The sequence below is a fragment of the Candidatus Hydrogenedentota bacterium genome (genome assembly GCA_013359265.1).
In the GTDB taxonomy this organism is placed as follows: Bacteria; Hydrogenedentota; Hydrogenedentia; order Hydrogenedentales; family SLHB01; genus JABWCD01.
In genome coordinates this window covers 44685-62148 of sequence record JABWCD010000031.1, presented here as the reverse complement: position 1 = coordinate 62148, position 17464 = coordinate 44685, and the positions used below count along the sequence as shown (strand labels likewise).

The window sequence follows — 17464 nt, the reverse complement described above, 5'->3', positions numbered from 1 at the left end:
GATTTGTCGTGTTTGAGCAGGGTCTTGTCGATTTCGGCGAGACGCTTGAGGATTTCAGCATTCGCCACGATTTGTTCGCGCATCTGGATGAAGGCGCGGACGACGTACACGCTCATGGTGATGGCTGCGGGGCTGTTAAGAACATTTGCGGCCATGATGGCGCCGTGTTCGGTGAAGGCGAAAGGACGCTTCCGCCGGCCCCCGAACGAACCGGTCGCAAATTGCGACGGGCGCGCCGTAACCCTATTTGGATCAATGAGTTGCAAACTTGAAGTCGCAATTTGCGACTTCAAGTTGCGCCATTCCTTGTTAGCCAATTGGAACACAAAATCGCTGGGAAAACGCTCCGCATTGCGTTTCACTTGCTCGTTCAGCCGTTTCGTGGTGACGCCATACAAGTCGGCCAAATCGGCATCCAGGATGACCTTGTGCCCACGTATTGTGAGGATTAACGACTCGATGGGCTTATTCTGTTTCATGAGATTCCGATCTTATAGGGCGTTTGGCGGACGACGATGTTCTCGCGTTGGAGGCGTTCGCGCCCGAGGAGACGGCTCGCGCAGTGGACGACAGTTGGCCCTTCAAGCTTGCGAGGACGGCGCGGGTCAGCACGTTTCCGTCGTTGTTCGGTTTGCCGATTCGGTCGAGTGTGGGCATGGGAACCCTCAGCGATTGAGTTGCGAGTGGGAACGATAGCGTCCTGTGGGAGGTGGGTGCAAGGGAGAGCAAAGCAGAGCTTTTCAAGAGCGCGTTCCCAAGCAGGAGCTTGGGGACGAGTTCGAGTGCGTTCCCAAGCCGGAGCTTGGGGGCGAGTTCGATTGGGTTTGAATCGAGCGGCGCTACGACTGCGTGGCGCTACGACTGTGCGGCGCTACGACTGCGCGGCGCTGGTGAGGACTTGGCCGACTTTTGTGCCGGAGGCGGTCTCCCACAGCTCGATGACGCCGTTCCATGCGCCAGCGAGGACGATTGCGTCGTTCGCGCCGAAGCGGGCGGAATAGCCCCAGTCGGGCAGTGCGGCGTATGTGGCGAGGTTCTTTCCGCCGGTGTCCCATCGTTTTGTCTGGCCGTCGATGCCGGTCGTGACGAGTTCGTTGTTGTTGGCGAAATCGACGCTCAACACGCCGCCGGGATGCGGATCGAACTTGGCTGTCTGCTGGTATTTCCACGTATCCCACAGGCGGACCGATCCGTCCGCGCTCGCGGAGGCAAGCAGCGCCGAGTCGTTGCTGTAGCAAAGGTCATGGATGGCGCCGGAGTGTCCGCGCAGCGCCTCGACGGGACGGCCGTTGGCCGCCTGCCACAATAGCAGTCCGCCCGCGCGGTCCGCGGTGGCGAGCAGTTCGCCGTCGGGACTGAACTTCACGGCGTAAATCCAGTCGGTGTGATCTTCGATCTTGTAGATTTCCGCGCCGTCGGCGACGTTGAACACTTTCACTTTCTTCGTGGGCATGCCGATGGCGATCCTGGCGTGGTCGGGGCTGATGTCGCAGGCCATAACGGCGTCGTACTCTTCGCCGAACTTGCCCGCGCGATCGCCTTTGCGCACGTTCCAGACCACGGCGCACCCGGAGTCGCCGGATTCGCCGCCGCCCGCGACGAGCAGTTCGCCGCTGACGCTGAACGTGAGCGAGAAGATTTCGCCCTCGGGGAACGGGAGCGCGCCGAGAATGGCGCGTTTCTCGAGATCGTAGAGGATCACTTGCTTGTATCCGCCGATGGCGACGAGCGGCGAGCGCGGGTTGGTTGCGACGGCGCGCGCCACGACCTGCTTGGCGTTCTCGGGCGCGGGCGCGGGCAACGCAACTTCCGGCATGGGCGGCGGACCATCGACGATTGCCGCGGCGACGTAGGCCTGCATTGCCTCTTTCGGTTTCTCTTCGGCTTTCGCGATCTTGGCGTTGGCATCGACGGGCGCGCCGAGGCTGATCCACTCTTTTATCTTCGCGAGTTCCTCGGGGTTGAAGCCGTCGCCGCTGGGCGGCATTTTGGGTTCTTCCGCGCCGCTGACGAGACGGAACAGTCTGCTGCCGTCCGCGTTGCCGGGCGCGATAACGGCGCCGGAACCGCCGCCTTGCATGAGGGCGCCGTAATCGTGGAGCGCAAAGCCGCCGCGCTGCGTGTCCTGGTTGTGGCACTTCACGCATTTCGCTTTGAGCAGCGGCTGAATGTGATCGTTGAACGTGACGGAGGGTTTCACATCGGCCATCGTATCGGCCGCCGGAGTTGCCGTGGGCGCCGATGAAGGCGCCGCCGCCATGGCCATCTCCGGGCCCGCTGCCGCGTCACCGGCCGCGTCGTCCGCGGGGAGGCCGAGCGAGACTTTGAGCGTTGCGATGCGTTCCTTGATCGAGTCGAGGCGGGCCAATTCCGCGGTGGCTTTCTTTTCAAGTTCGTCGGCTTGCGCCTTTTTCTCCGCGGATTCTTTTTGAAGCGCTTCGATCTGCGCCTTGTATTCCGCGAGCTTAGCGGCGACCGCGGCCGGATCGAGGGCGATGACTTTGTCGATAGCGGCATCGATGGCTTCGGGCGCGGGAGCGTCGGCGGCGGGCGCACTGATTGAAGCCAGCGCGAACGCGACGGCGGTGGCGAGTCGTACGCTTGAACTACAAAAACGCATGGTGTTCACTCCACCGGTTCGTTGCTATTTCGCGGCTTCAGGGGCAGGCGCGGCTTCCGGGGCCGGCGCTGGGGCCGGTTCCGCGGGCGGCGCAGCGGGCGCTTCCGCAGGCGCGGGTTCAGCCGGTGCCGGTGCGGGTTCAGCCGCGGGAGCGGGTTCAGCCGGGGCTGGGGCCGGGGCCGCCGTTTCCGGAGCGGGCGTGCTTACCGGCGTGGTGGAGGTCGGCGCGGGCTGCATGCAGCCCATGACGACCACCGCCAAGAGTGAGAGTACAACAAAGGTCAATCGCATAACATGTTTCTCCTCAGTTGGTTACCGGGCATGGCCGGGCGGTGTTTCTTCCGCGAATACTATTAGTGTAACGATTTGACACCGGCCCCGTCCACTTGTTCGTGGACGGTCCACCGATGGCCCCTAAAATGTCTCAATCCGTGTATACCCGAAGGGGCGAAAAAGATGCGTTCCTGGAGAATCGGCTTTACGCGTCAGGCAACGCTCGCGAGAATCTGGAGGTCGAGTGGGCGCGATTGGACCGGAATCTGCTCGTACATGTGCCAGGTCGCCTCGAACGCGCGCTCGAAGGACCGCGCCTCGGCATAACGCCGCGCGGCATCGCCCATGCGCTGGGCACGCACCGGGTCGGCGGCGAATTGCGCCATCGCATTGAGAAGCGCGCGCTCGTCGCCGCCTTCAACTACGATGCCGGTCTCGCCGGCTACGCAATTCTCGGCCGGGCCACCCTGATCCGTCACGATCACTGGAATCCCGGATGCCTGCGCTTCGAGCACAACGTTTCCGAACGTGTCCGTCGTACTCGGAAACACAAAGAAATCGGACGACGCATACGCCGCGGTCAGGTCGTCGCCGTCGAGGTATCCGGGAAACGCACAGGGGAACCCTTCGAGCGTCTGGCGCATCTCGTCGCGGTAGGGTCCATCGCCGATGACCAGCAAGCGCACGTTTCCCATTTGTGCGCACAACGCCTTGAACGCGTTCGCCAGCAGGTCGAGGTTCTTCTCTTTTGAGACGCGCCCAACGTAGAGGAGTGTCTGGCCGGGCAAATCGCCAAAGAATTTCGACATCGCGCCGTTACGTTTCGAGGGATGGAACCGCTCTACGTCGATGCCGCGCGGGTACACGTGAATCTTGTCCTTCGTAATGCCGCGGTCGACCAGTTCGTCGCCGGTGCTTTGCGACGGGACATAGACCGCGTCGAGCTGGTTGTAGTACCAGATCATTGCCTTCCACACAAAGTCCTCGACGAAGCCATCGTTGTCGGTAAGGTAGAGTGCGTATTGCGGCAGCGCCGTGTGATACGTCCCCGCGATAGGCAGTTTCAGTATGCGCGCGATGGCGAGTGCCGCCAGGCCGACGGGCCCGGGCGTTGCGGTGTGAATCTGCGTGAACGCGCGTTGATGGCAGTAGTCGAGCATGTCCAGGAAGGGTGGGCACGCCACGTTGAGTTCCGAGTATTCCGGCAACGCAAACGATCCGATCGGGCGAAAGTGGCGCACGCCGTCGCCGTCCGCGGGCTTGTCCGGATCGCAGGTGACAATCGTGCAATCCATGCCGAGCTTTCGCGAGAGCCGGGCGTGCTGCTGGAGCGTGCGCGCGACGCCGTTCACTTCGTAGAACGTGTCGGTGAAATGCGCGAGGCGCAGCGGTTGTTTGGCGGCGGATTCGGCGTCGTGTCCGCCGAGGTGCCCGAGCGCCTTTGTAGCGAAGCGTTTCGATTTTGCGTGCATCGAGTACGAAACGAAGTACGGCGCCAAGACAGCGTACAGCGCGCCCGCGCCGCCGAGCGAGGAGAACGCATCGAACACGTGCGCGTGTGACAGACGGTCGAGGATACGAGTCCCCAACTGGAGCAGCATTTGATTGCCGACCGCATTGGTGAAGTCGAACCAGTGGTCTTCGAGTTTGCCGGATGGCGCCGCATCGTTGCCGATGACTCGCGAGATTTTCGGGTCCGACGCGGCGTACCGCTCTGCCTGCGCTCGCAGCATGGACATGATCGTGTCGCTCTGCGGGTCGGCGGCAAAGGCGCGGCGCTGGCGTCCGACAAACGAATGCATGCGGCCGAGGAGAGTCACCTCGCGCGTCGCGTTTGTTTGAAGGCACTTATCCAGGAACTGGAGCAGCGTCGCCGCGTTCGCGTGTTTGCCGAGGTTCAATTTGCTCCGATAAAACTGATACGCGATGCCATAGATGTTGTGCGCCATGAGCCGCGGTGTCGCGCCGCCGCCGTGAATCACGGAACGGCCCTGTTCGATGCCGCGCCAGAACTGGGACAGCGTACCAGCGCCGGGGACCTCGGTGTACGTCTCGGCAAGGTGGAGCGCACTGTGATCGTCCGAGCCCGCGGTAAGGTTTTTCTTCCAGGGTTCCGCGAATGTGGGGGCGATGCCGTGTTTATCCGCGAGGCGTTCAATCAGTTCCGGCGTGAGGTGTTCGACAACCTGGCGCAAGACGGCGTTCGCGTCGGAATTCTGATCGCCGTTGATTTCCCAGTTCTTGAACAGCAGCACGCACTGTTCGAGGTGATCCAACGTGAGCCGGTCGTTCACGGCGAACAGCGGGTGCGCGAGGACGTGAACGATTTGGCGCGATTCCAGGTATCCTACGAGGTCGTAGACGTTTTCGCGCGCGGTTTGGATGTCCTTGTGCTGCGCTTCGGAGATGTCGTATACGAGCACGTGCAGCTTGCACCGGTCCTTCGGAAAATACGTCGTTACTTCGTCGCTCAGAAACGTATTGGGAAGGTCCGCGATTTCGAGACACCCGTCGATGCTGTTGTGGTCCGTAATGGTGACGGCGGTCATCCCCTTTTCGCGCATCGTGCGGTACAATTCGCGCGGGGGCGTGAAGCTCTCCGGGCACCCGATTTTTTGCATAATCCACAGGGAGGGACGTTTCGAGTGCATGGAGTGGCAGTGCAAGTCGATTTTCACGTGGCGTACCTCCGTTTGCGTATGCGTTCCGATTTGGCCGTCTCGCTCGCCATTAGAGATTACTTGACAAACTTTCCGGTCCGGTTAGCGTCGTGTTAGAGTCCGGTTAGCGTGCGCAGGAAAGTACCGTCCATGGACGAAGTGTTAGGCCCACGGACAACGCATTGCGCACATGTCCGGGACGGTGGTGTGAATAAGTCAACGCGAAGGGGACTCACGATGCGCCGATTAGCGATCATGCCGTTTGCAGTTCTTGCGGTGTTGCCGAGTTTCGCGCAGTCCGCGCCGGTCATCACGAAATTGGGCACGATCGCGTGTGACATGGTCGAGACGGCCCCGGTCGCCTTTCGCGGCACGCTGTATCGGTTCGAGTACGTGCGGGAGAACTACGCGTACAACGCGCTCGGACGGACGTATTTTCGGTTCGTCGACGCAGCGTCGGATCGGATTGCCTCGACGGCGTTCGCGCTCGATTGCCATTTGGGGTCGGTGTTTGTCCACGAGGACCACGTGTACGCGTGGGGCGTGCCGAAATGGGGCGCGGATCGCGTGTACGCGTGGCGCTCGGGCGACCTGGCAGCGTGGAAGCCGCTTCCCGCGTTTGTGTTGGACGGTTGGAGCATCTTCAATACAAGCGTCTGCAAAGGTCCGGATGGATTTGTGATGGCGCTCGAGATCGACAAGCCGGTGGCGGAAGCGGGCGCGCCGTTCACGATCCGATTCGCGACATCAAACGATCTTGTCACGTGGAAGCTGACGGGGCCCGAGTGCGTGTATACGAAGGAGCGCTACAGTGCGTGCCCCACGATTCGCTTCTATGACGGTTACTATTACATGGTGTATCTTGGCGCGTATCCGGGCGAGTGGGAGCCGGAACTGGTCCGGTCGCGGGACTTGAAGTCTTGGGAGATCAGTCCGTTCAAGCCGATCATGCACCACGGCGACGAAGATCGCCGGATTGCCAATCCTAAATTGACCGCGGCAGAGCGCAGACGCGTCAGAACCGCGAAGAACGCCAACAACTCCGATTTGGATTTCACGGAGTACGACGGAAAAACGATCATCTACTATTCGTGGGGGAATCAGCACGGCATCGAGCACCTCGCTGTGGCGGAATATGCCGGCAGCGAACGCGAATTCCTGACCGGCTTTTTCCCGGGGGGGCGTTGACATGGTTGCGAACGCGCGCGGCGGAGTGCTTTGGCTCGCAATCCTGGCACCGGCGATCCTCATTCCCTCGGCCGCTTCGTCCCCACTGACCGTAGAAGCGGTACCGGCCTCGCAAGAGATTCGGATCAATATTGCAGGGAAGCATTTCACGTCCTATAAGTTCGCCGAGACGCAGAAGTACCCCTATCTGTATCCCGTCGCCGCTCCCGCGAGCGGCGCGTCCGTGACGACGGAAAGTTCGGAACCGTACCCGCACCATCATTCGTTGTTCTTCGGATGCGACAAGGTGAACGGCAACAACTACTGGCAGGATGAGAACGAGCAGGGCCAGATTCTGTCGCAAGGCCCGAAGATTATTGAGGCGTCGGGAAATCGGGTGGTGATCGAGGATACCTGTCTCTGGCAACGCGCGGGCGCGGAACCGGATATCCGCGATACGCGCACCATCGTCGTGGCCGCGCCCTCGGATTCGGTCCGCAGAATCGATTTTGAAATTACGCTCGAACCGCTGAAGGACGTACGCATCGAAAAGACAAACCATTCGCTGTTCGCGGCACGCGTTGTGCCCGAGTTGAGCGTGACGAATGGCGGACGGCTGGTCAATGCGGAAGGCAAAGAGAAGGAAGCGGGCACGTACGGCGTGCCGTCGCCCTGGTGCAGCTACAGCAGTGAGCGTGACGGCGTGCGCGAGGGTATTGCCATTTTCCAGCATTCAACGAATCGCTGGTATCCGTCGCAATGGTTCACGCGCGACTATGGGTTCTTCTCCCCCACGCCAATGTATTGGCTGCCGGACGGACATCTTGATCTGCCAAAGGGTGAACGCCTGACGTTGCGCTATCGTGTCGTTGTGTATTCGGGCGACGTGGATATCGGCGCGCTGTTCGCGGAATATGCGGACAACCCGCCGAACACGAACCAAAGTACCGTTCGTCAACGGGCGGGTTCGGGGTCCGCAGTGCTCGGATTGACTCGAACCTCGATCTCGAGGGGCCCTATTCGCTGATCGTCCTGCAAGAGTTCGACGGGCGGTTTCGGCGGTTCGCATTGCGAAAGCAGTTCCGTGAACCACTCGAACGCGGACGTATTGTCGGGCTCTAACGTTGTAGAGAACACAAACACGCCAAACATGAGGCGAAACACGTTGCTCCGTGGCACGATTGTCACATCGGGCGGGACTTCGTCTTTGTTCGCCGCGGTCATAGCCTTCTTTCCGAACGGGTTCGCGACGACAAGTCCGTAGTCGCGCGAGTGGTACCAACTGGTGCGGAAGTTATCCGGGCCCGGCATGATCGTCGCACCGACAAACGCGTCGTCCACCTTTCCGTACGCGCTGCACCACTTCGCGGGGAACCCCCAGGTGCCGTACTCGTTGCGGCCTTTCTGGCTGTTAAGAATTGTGCCGTTGCCGAACTTTACGGTGAGCGGCGTCTGCATGCGCACGCCCAGCCCCATTTCCTCCTGATCGCCGAAGCGGATTTCGCCTTTGCGGGACTGAAACGCGGACTGCGCGATGATGAACCAGCCGATATCGAGCGCGTACACGTCATACCGGCAGGTCTCGTAGAACGAGGCATCACTCGATCCCGTCAACGGATCGTAAACATTCAGCACGGTGAACGTGGCGTGATCGTCGTCGGAGAACGGTTTCTCCACAAAGTGCGCGTGCCACACACGCGCCTTGTTCCGCCACACGTCAAGACCGTTCACGTCGCCGAATGCCAGCCAGATGCCGGGGTGCATCGTCGCGTGGTCGTCGTTGCCCTTGTTGATAACGGGATCGGTTGGGTACGAACGGGTGACCTGTGCGCCGTTCGGCGCGTGAACGTTGCAGAAGTAGGGCCGCACGATATTTGGGTCGGACCAGACGTAGGTGGCGAAGGGTTTGTCCGCGATTCGGATTTCGAGCTTGTCGGTTGATTCGGCGATAGCGATTTCCGCTCGTGCGGATGGTGATGCGATTGACGCGACGACCGCGAGTGCGAGTACGGCAACTGAGTAGTAAGTGGCGGACTGGTGGATCGGCGATGGTCGATTACGATTACGAGCACGATTACGAGCACGAGCACCAGTATGAGTACGAACGAACGAAGAAAGCGGGTTCGTGGAGTGCGTAAGAAATTCTGCCGATGTTAAGGAAGAAATGGGAAACCCCCTTCCGGAAATCCGATGGGTACGCCGGAACTCGGATTGGTGCTGGCGCGCGCCGTTGGCGGCGGCGGTGTGCTTGCGGCCTTTTGGGGTTCCCACACTTCTCTGTACCATTCGAGCCATCGCTCGCGCGCCAATCCGTAAGGCAAACCGAACAATGCGGCCAACGCGTCAGTCGATGGAGCCACCAAACCGGCGTTGGCGCGTACCTGATCCATGAGAAACTCGACTACTTCCTCGTTTGGAACGTAGGCCAGCAGTCGAATCGCGATCTTTCGCGCGGCGGTGTCGCGCTCGGCGCGTCCGCTCGCGGCTTCGATCAACGTCTTGCGCGCATCGTCCCCCCCTATTCGCGCCAGTCCACGGTATGCCGCGACGCGCATTTGCACCTGCGGATGCGCGGCCATGCGGACAAACTCGCCGAGCAGGTTTGGGTTCTCGACGCTCGACAGGGCATCCGCGCAGTAGAAAGCGAGCGTGAGATCGTCGCCCCAAATTTCTCCGGCAAGCGGCACTCCCGCGCGCTGACTACCGATGCGCCCCAGGCAATACGCCGCGGCCATGCGTTCGACTCGGGGCGTTTCGCGCGACTCGAAGCGCACGATTAGGGGCGCCTCTATCGTGTCGCGCAGTCGCGGAAGCGCCGCGTCGACACTCTTCGCAACGACGGGGTCCCCCCAACCCAACACGCCCACGAGTGAACTGACCAACACGTCCTTCGGAACGTTCGTCAAGGCCCGCTCCGCAGCGTCACGGACTTGCCCATCGCGATCGGCCAGCGCGATGAGCAGGAGCGGGGCGGCGTCTTTTGCGGCATCGCCGGCGAGACCTTCGACGGCGCGCGCGCGAATCTCCGCATCCGTCGATTGAAGCATCTGTACGAGCAGGTCCGACGCGCTGTTGTCGGCCGCAGTGGGTTTGGTCCGTTCGCGCCGTTTGGCAGCCTGTTTCGACTCGGTTGCCACAGCTTGTTTCTTGAGTTCCTCCAGGGTCGGCGGGCCCAGCGGGATGAAACCCTCCAAATACGCGTTCGATGTCCCGCGGTTCTCGGTCGCCGGATTTGGCGAAGTTTGTTGGGCGAGGCACGCAAGCGTCGCGCTGACAATCAACAACGTCGCGACCCGAAGGGAAGTGGGTCCGCACGAAACGCGCTGTATGGTGCAGACGTTCATACGTCGAATTCTGAAGGAGAAACGCGAAACTGTCAAAATATGAATAGTGCAACATGCTGCGAGGAATAGACATTTGAGGGAATTATGTTATAATAGGTTGACGAAGGGGAGTCCTTCCCCCAGGCTTCCCCTTCGGGTACAGTCAGCAATGACTGGTTCCCACCACCGGCGAGTGCGTCGAAGGCAGTTCCCCCGCTGCCCGCACTCGCCTCTTTTTTGTGCCAGTTTGGCTGCGGATTACGTGCTGATGCCGTACAAGGCGGAGGGTCGGCATAGTAATTTATTAACAATACAGATAATTTCACTATTGACTTTATAGTTTCCATTCAGTATACTTGCGCCACGAGCACGCCTACCTGAGTCAATATATAACGCTAGAGCGTGCAAGACCTTACGGCGCAGGTACACCTCATTATCCCCAGTGTTTGGGCAGAAGCGGTGGTCTCCTGTCACACAACTCCTGTTGGCCGATTTGGTCAAATGTCCAGTAGCTAGGAGCACAATAATGGCACTACGTTTGTCGATGTCCTTGGACGTTTTTGGTTCCAGTCCGGACCGATTCTGTCCGCAAGGATTCCGTGATCCACTGCGGCCGCAGGAGAAGATCGCCATGGCTGCCAAGATCAAGGGAGTCAAGGCGATAGAGGTCAGCCAAAAGGACATCACCCCCGATTTTCCGGTGAAGGAATTGAAGCGAATCCTGAAGGACTACGCGCTTCTCTGCTCGGGCGTAGCGGGGGATCTCTCGGCGGATCGCCGGTTCGCGTGGGGCGCATTCGGACATCAACACCCGAAGACGCGAAACGCCGCAATAGACGAAGGCCGGAAAGCGGTGGACATGGCGCGCAGCCTTGCGGCGACGGAAGTTACGCTCAAACTGCACAGCGACGGGTTCGACTACCCGTTCCATATTGATTACACGACCCATTGGAACACGGTGATTTCGTCGATTAAGACAATTGCGAAGTACGCATCGCCGGACATCAATGTTGCCATTGCCTACAAGCCGCGCGACCCGCGAAAGTTCGCGACGGTTTCCAGCGTTGGCAAGGCGTTGTCGCTTTGTCAGGAAATTGCGATGAAGAACGTTGGTGTGGCGATGGGTTTCTCACACGCGCTGATGGCCGGCGAGACGCCCGCGGAATCGATAGCATTTCTCACCCGCGCCAGCAAGCTGTTTACCGTATACTTCAGCGACAACTACCGTCTCTGGGACGACATGCTGATGCCCGGAAGCGTGCATATGTGGGAATTGCTCGAGGCGTTGTTCTACCTGAAGACCACGAAGTTCAAAGGCTGGAGCGTTATCGACATGTTGCCGCAGCGGGTGGACCCTGCGCAGGCCTGCCAGATCGCGATTGGCAATCTTTCGATTTTCTGGAAGAAGCTGGAAAAGCTCGATCCGAACGAGTTGCGCAAGGCGCAGAAGACGCTCGACGCCGTCGAGAGCCAGCGGATTATCCGGCGGGTCATGCTGCAAGGATAGTCTCACGCAAACCACACGCCATACGGTTCAACCGATTTCGGACCGGGGTCTCCCCGAACAGGGAGGTCCCGGTTTTTCGTTTATGGAGTAACGAACATTCGGGTAGAAGGAAACACTCACGGACTTCGCGCGCAGCCGCTGCGCCGCCTCGAGCGGCTGGCGTCGCGCAGGACCGGCGCCGATACGATTGTCAGTCCCGAATTTGCGCGGGCGTTGACCGAGACGTCGCTCGAGATTCAACGGCAGGTGGGTGCGTTGATCGACCGCCGCGGACAGACGCGCAAGTTGGTCGTTGGCGATGCGCGTTCGCTGTTGCTTCCTGATCTGCGCGAGTATCGGCAAAGTCGCGACCGATTGTGCGGCCTCCGTCTTGTGCATACGCACCTGAACAATGAACCGCTCACCGACGACGATTTGACGGACTTGGCCGTATTGCGGCTAGACCTGATTGCGGCGGTGCTTGTCCAGGACGATGGCCTGCCGGGGACGGTGCATATCGCGCACCTTGTCCCGAACAACGACGCGGACCGTGCGTGGGAGATCACGCAGGCGCGTTCGGTGCACGACCTGCCGAACGACTTTCTTGATACGATCGGTGCGCTCGAGGAGGAGTTCGCGCGGTTGCGCAAGCCGCGCACGGTAGGCGACACCCGCGATCGCGGAATCCTCGTACACGTCTCGTCCGCGCGCCTGACCGAAGCGGAAGATTCGATGCAGGAACTGAAGGACCTCGCGCGCGCGGCGGGGATCGACTGCGTGCACGAGATCATTCAACGCCGCGAGATCGATCCCAGGTTCGTCATGGGAAAGGGTAAGCTGCAGTCGGCTGTCATTAAAGCGATGCAGCTCGGCGCGGAGGCCTTGGTGTTCGACCAGAACCTCTCCCCCGCGCAGGTCAACGCGTTGTCCGCGTTTACGGACCTGAAGATTCTCGACCGCACGCAGGTCATCCTCGACATTTTCGCGCAGCGGGCACAGACACGCGAAGGCAAGATTCAGGTCGAACTCGCGCAACTGCGTTACATGCTGCCGCGGCTTGGAATGAAACAGACGGCGCTCGCGTATTCGCGCCTTACGGGCGGCATCGGCGGGCGCGGCCCGGGCGAGACAAAACTGGAGATCGATCGGCGCCGCGCTCAGGAGCGCGCGGCGATGCTCGAACGCGAGGTGACCAAGCTGGGCGAACGGCGCAAGCTGCGGCGCGCGGTGCGCACGGAGAAACGAATGCCGACGATATCGATCGTCGGTTACACCAACGCCGGCAAATCTACGTTGCTGAACAATCTGACCGAAAGCAGCGTGGCCGCCGAGGACATGCTTTTCGCCACGCTGAATCCCGTGTCGCGGCGACTGCGGTTTCCGGAAGACCGTGAAGTCATCATCACCGATACGGTCGGATTCATACGCAAGTTGCCGAAGGAACTGATGGCGGCGTTTCGCTCGACGCTCGAAGAGCTCGATGATGCGGACCTGCTGTTGCACGTCGTCGACGCGTCTTCCGAAGGATTCGAGGAAAAGAAGGCGGCCGTAGAATCGCTGTTGGACGAACTGGGCCTGTCGCAGACACCGCAGTTGCTCGTATTGAACAAGGCGGACCTTTGCGACAAGGACGAACTCTCGGGCCTTGCGCAGCAGACTGGCGGTGTCGCAATCTCGGCGCTGGATCGCGGGACGTTTCAAACGCTGATGCGTGCAATCGAACAGCAGTTGTGGAAGCGCGCTGCCTATGCGCGCGCAACCTCGGACACCTGATCGAGCACGTTGCGGACCTTGCGCGCGAGCGCCTCAGGCGTGAACGGTTTCGGGAGGAAAGCGATCCCCTTTTGAAGTTCGCCCTGGTGAACGATGGCGTCCTCCGTGTAGCCGGACATGTAGAGCACCTTGAGGTGCTCGTGTCGCGGCTTGAGCTGTTCGGCGATTTCCCGCCCGCTCATCTTCGGCATCACGACGTCCGTTAACAGCAGATGGATGGGGCCCGCGTGCTTCGCGGCGATCTCGATTGCGTCGAATCCGCCGGGCGCCTCGAGGACCGTGTAGCCGCGTTCGACGAGCGTTTGCACCGTGATCGAGCGGACCAGAGATTCGTCTTCGACGAGAAGGATGGTTTCGTTGCCGCCCTTTGCCGGCATTGCGGCCCTTCTACCCGGGAGGTTTGCGGCTTCGCCGTGTATGCGCGGCAGGTAGACCTTGAACGTCGTCCCGCGGTCCACTTCGCTGTACACCCAAATGTGGCCGCCAAACTGCTTGACGATCCCGTAGCACATCGCGAGGCCGAGCCCGGTGCCTTTACCATCCTCCTTGGTCGTGAAGAACGGCTCGAAGATGTGGGTGCGAACGTCGTCGGTCATGCCGAACCCGGTGTCGCTGACCGCGAGCATCACGTATTCGCCCGCCTTCACTTCAGGGTGATACGCGACGTACTCTTCATCGAGAATCGTTGTGGCGATCTCGATCGTAAGTTTGCCGCCCTGCGGCATCGCGTCGCGCGCGTTAATGACAAGATTGACGAGGACCTGCTCGAACTGCCCGGGGTCGACATACGCGATGGGAGTTTCTATGGATGTGCAGGTTTTCAGCTCGATGTCCTCGCCGATCAGCCGGCGGAACATTTTTTCCAGGTTTTGCGTCAGGTAGTTCAAGTCCACGTTGCGCGGCTCCGCGATCTGCTTGCGCGCGAACGCGAGCAGTTGCCGTGTAAGGTCTGCGGCGCGCGATGACGCTTCCAGAATCTGCTCCATCTGCACGTGCAGCGTGCTGTCTTCCGGCACGTCCTCCATCGCGAATTCGCAATACCCCATGATTGCCGTGAGGAGGTTGTTGAAGTCGTGCGCGACACCCCCGGCCAGGCGGCCGATACCTTCCATTTTCTGCGACTGCATGAGCTGCCGCTCAAGGCTCTCGCGGTCCGTGATGTCGCGCGAATTGATAACCGCGCCGTCCAGTTCGGAGTCGATAGACATCCCGCGCCCAATGGATTCGAGTTTGTGCCACGATCCGTCGGCGTGTTTGCAGCGGAATTCGATACGGTGAACGGAGGCCGGATTGCTCAATCCCTCCAGCAGGGTCCGCAGTACGCGCCCCCGATCGTCGGGATGAATCAAATCGAACACGTTTCTACCGAGCAGTTCGTCGGGATCGTATCCGAGGATATGCTTGATCGAGGGGCTTTCGTAGCGAATGGTGCCGTCGAGGTTGAGAACGGTGATCAGGTCTTGCGCGTTTTCGGTCAGGGCGCGGAAATACCGCTCGTTGCGCTGAATCGCCTCGTCTTCGCGGTGGCGTTCCGTGATGTCCATCATCAGGCCCACGGTCTCGACGACGAGGCCGTTCGGGCTTACGACTTCGACCGAACTGTCACTCAGCCACCGTTCCTCGCCCGACTTCGTTTTGAACTTGTATTCGCGGTGCCAATTGCGGACGGCGCGATTGTCGATGAGGTCGCGCACCTCGTCCGCCGGAACGCCGGCAAGCGGTCCGATATACCGGACGTCCTCCGTCATACTTTGCAGATAATCGAAGGTAAGTTCGTCCGGCGAACGCCCGGTCAGGGCGTAGATGCGATCGTCGAAGAATGTGTAGGTTTTGCTGGCCCAGTCAATCCGGTACGGGATCGCACCCGCTTGCGCAATCGCGGCGCGGTAGACGTTGTCCTTTTCGATGAGTGCATTCGTGAGCCGCCGGGTGCGTTCTACTTCGTTGACGAGTTCGACGCGCTCACTCCGGAGTTGCGATTCGGCCCGGATGGTCGTGAGCAAGGTGAAATACAAACTCGCCAGAAGCAGCACGAGGCCGGCGACGAGACAGAACCATCGGACAGGGTCGTGCAGCGCACTATCATTGCCCAGGACAGGCCATGCGTTGAGCGCCGCGAGATGGCCCGTCAGGTTGACCAGTTGGTTCGCCAACAGAAATGCCGAGCCGGCTATCATCGTGTAGCGCAGCGTCCGCGCGTCGCGCAGCCAGAAGATGAGGTACAGCCCCGGCGAAAGCAGTGTGAGGATCGCGAAGGTGCTGATTATCCCGCCGGCAGCCGGATATTGGGGATAGGCGTTCTTGACCCATTGCGAGACCATCTCGAGAAGGACTGCGATAAAGAGTACGGCAAAAATTCTCGCGCCTGTCCATACCGAGTGGGGTGCGTGGCGCGGCGCCGTGCGGCCGGACGGGGCTGCCGGTGCGTGCACATTCGCGGTTGTGCTAATTGATGCCATCAGGTCGTAGAGCGCTTATCTACTTGTTGCAGGTTCGCTTTGGATTCGCGTATGGAATCGTCGAGGGCATGCGACGGCGGCCGCGCCGCAAACGTAAAATACGGGCGTTATAGCGTCCGATGGTAACCCGTAACGTTTTTGCGGGTCGAGTTTGTTATTCCGTATAAACCGCATATATTGTAAATCCTGCTTCAACTCGGCAGATTTTCGCATAAACTGATATATTAGTCAACAGAAAAGTTCGCCTTTCATCTACGCCTCCAACAGGCGAAAAGTATCAGATACCCGCGCATAGCATACTACGCGCAACTATATTAATAGCAATAGTTTAAGTCCGACTCGACATACTGGACCCTCCGTTTCCGCCGTTGCTGGGATGTGCGGTGGCAATCGAGCCCGATCATCGACCTCAGGTCGTGTGGTCATTGCAGCGTCCTGAATCACGCGGCAAATTGGGTCCGGCGCGCGGAGCAAGTTGGACTCTACCTTGTGCGCGCGGTAAACTGCGTCGGCAGTTGTAATGCGGTGCCGATTCCAGAGGAATTGCGGTAGTTTACGGGGAGTGCGATGCGTTTTCAGGTTGTCTTGATTACATCCGCGCTGTGCGGAATGGCCTCGTTTGCCCAATCGCTTGATATCGCGGGGATCTCCGAAAAAGTCGCCGAGGGCTTGAAGGCCCGGGACGCGAGCGCTGCGGCATTTGGGCAGGGCAATCAGGAAGAAGGCGCCAAACTGGCAGAGACCAGCACCAAACTGCTTCGGGAAGCGCGGGCCGAGTACGAGGCCAACGGCGCGGGGGAGTCCGACGACCCCGATGCTCTGATGGCGTATGCGGACGTGTTAAACGAATTGGGCGATTATGACCTCGCAGAGAAGTCGCTTTTGCGCGCGGTGTCTATCGACCCGGAGATCGCGTCCGCGTGGTTTAAGCTGGGTCAGACGGAAGGCAAGCTTGGCCCGCGGGCCGAGTCGCGTGCGATTCGCGCGTTGCGCCGGGCCGCGGCCATCGAACCGAAGACCGATATTACGGTGCAGGCAAACGCTTCGCTGGGCGCGCTGTACCAGCAGTCAGGACTTTTCGATTTCGCGCGCGAAGCATACGAGCGCGCGCTTGAACAGGACCCCACCCACGTCGGATCGAAACTGGCGATCGCGTCGCTCGATGCGCGCGAGGGCAAGATGGTAAAGGCCAAGGCGGCGTACGACTCCGTCGAGAAAGCGTCGAGCGACTACGCGCCGTTTATCACGCGCACGCTCGGCGTTGCCTTGGAGGAGTTCAGCCAATCGCGCCGTTGGTTGGACGACACGGCGGAATCGCACCTTGCGTACGCCGAATTGCTGGTCCGCGCGGGCCGCCTTCCCGAGGCGTACTGGCCACTGAACCGATCGCTGAAACTGAATGACCAAGACTACGTTGGGTGGAACCTTATGGGGTCCATCCTGCGGTCCATGGGCCAGACGAAGGGCGCTCGCGACGCGTTCGGCAAGTCGCTCGCCCTGAATGCCAATCAGCCTCGGACGACTCAAGTCATTGCGGAACTGGACAAAGAACTCGCGGCGACTGCGAGTGCGCCGGCTCCGACCGAGGGGCAGGCGCCAAATCCCCCGACCACGCCCGAATCTCCGGTTCAGACCGGCGCGTCCGCCCCATCCCCTCCCCCATCGGCGCCCGCTTCCGGGCAGTAAGTAAAACCCTGACAATG

The 17464-nt window shown here is 60.4% G+C and carries 12 protein-coding genes; 5 read left to right on the top strand and 7 right to left on the bottom strand.

Going from position 1 to position 17464, the window contains the following annotated elements:
- The 4 genes from HUU46_22295 to HUU46_22280 all read right to left on the bottom strand — a co-directional run.
- A partial coding sequence (locus HUU46_22295; protein NUM56377.1) for an ORF6N domain-containing protein occupies positions 1-479 on the bottom strand: 479 nt, incomplete at its 3' end.
- Positions 480-871: 392 nt separating this feature from the next.
- Entirely contained in the window at positions 872-2620 is a 1749-nt protein-coding gene (locus HUU46_22290; protein NUM56376.1) for a hypothetical protein, read from the bottom strand.
- Between the two features lie 24 nt (positions 2621-2644).
- Entirely contained in the window at positions 2645-2911 is a 267-nt protein-coding gene (locus tag HUU46_22285; protein ID NUM56375.1) for a hypothetical protein, read from the bottom strand.
- Positions 2912-3105: 194 nt separating this feature from the next.
- A complete protein-coding gene (locus tag HUU46_22280) occupies positions 3106-5571 on the bottom strand; it encodes a glycosyltransferase (protein NUM56374.1) in 2466 nt (821 codons plus the stop codon).
- Between the two features lie 219 nt (positions 5572-5790).
- Between HUU46_22280 and HUU46_22275 the strand changes: the two genes are divergently transcribed.
- Entirely contained in the window at positions 5791-6741 is a 951-nt protein-coding gene (locus HUU46_22275) for a hypothetical protein (protein NUM56373.1), read from the top strand.
- 1 nt (position 6742) lies between these two features.
- Positions 6743-7747: a PmoA family protein gene (locus HUU46_22270; GenBank protein NUM56372.1), complete on the top strand. Its 1005-nt coding sequence runs from the start codon at positions 6743-6745 to the stop codon at positions 7745-7747.
- Here the strand turns inward: HUU46_22270 and HUU46_22265 are convergent.
- Positions 7675-8991 (bottom strand): PmoA family protein, encoded by a 1317-nt coding sequence (locus tag HUU46_22265; GenBank protein NUM56371.1) that lies wholly within the window; start codon positions 8989-8991, stop codon positions 7675-7677. The genes HUU46_22270 and HUU46_22265 overlap by 73 nt on opposite strands.
- Complete coding sequence (locus HUU46_22260) at positions 8874-10064, bottom strand: HEAT repeat domain-containing protein (protein ID NUM56370.1); 1191 nt, start codon at positions 10062-10064, stop codon at positions 8874-8876. The genes HUU46_22265 and HUU46_22260 overlap by 118 nt, the downstream gene beginning before the upstream one ends.
- Positions 10065-10674: 610 nt before the next feature.
- Here HUU46_22260 and HUU46_22255 point away from each other — a divergent pair.
- Positions 10675-11550: a sugar phosphate isomerase/epimerase gene (locus tag HUU46_22255; protein NUM56369.1), complete on the top strand. Its 876-nt coding sequence runs from the start codon at positions 10675-10677 to the stop codon at positions 11548-11550.
- Between the two features lie 96 nt (positions 11551-11646).
- Positions 11647-13302: a GTPase HflX gene (gene hflX, locus HUU46_22250; GenBank protein ID NUM56368.1), complete on the top strand. Its 1656-nt coding sequence runs from the start codon at positions 11647-11649 to the stop codon at positions 13300-13302.
- On the opposite strand, the gene HUU46_22245 is transcribed toward hflX, so the two are convergent.
- On the bottom strand, positions 13275-15761 hold the full coding sequence (locus HUU46_22245) for a PAS domain S-box protein (GenBank protein NUM56367.1): 2487 nt from the start codon (positions 15759-15761) through the stop codon (positions 13275-13277). The two genes, hflX and HUU46_22245, sit on opposite strands and share 28 nt — an antisense overlap.
- 567 nt (positions 15762-16328) lie before the next feature.
- Here HUU46_22245 and HUU46_22240 point away from each other — a divergent pair.
- Complete coding sequence (locus HUU46_22240; protein ID NUM56366.1) at positions 16329-17447, top strand: tetratricopeptide repeat protein; 1119 nt, start codon at positions 16329-16331, stop codon at positions 17445-17447.
- The last annotated feature ends 17 nt before the right edge of the window (positions 17448-17464 follow it).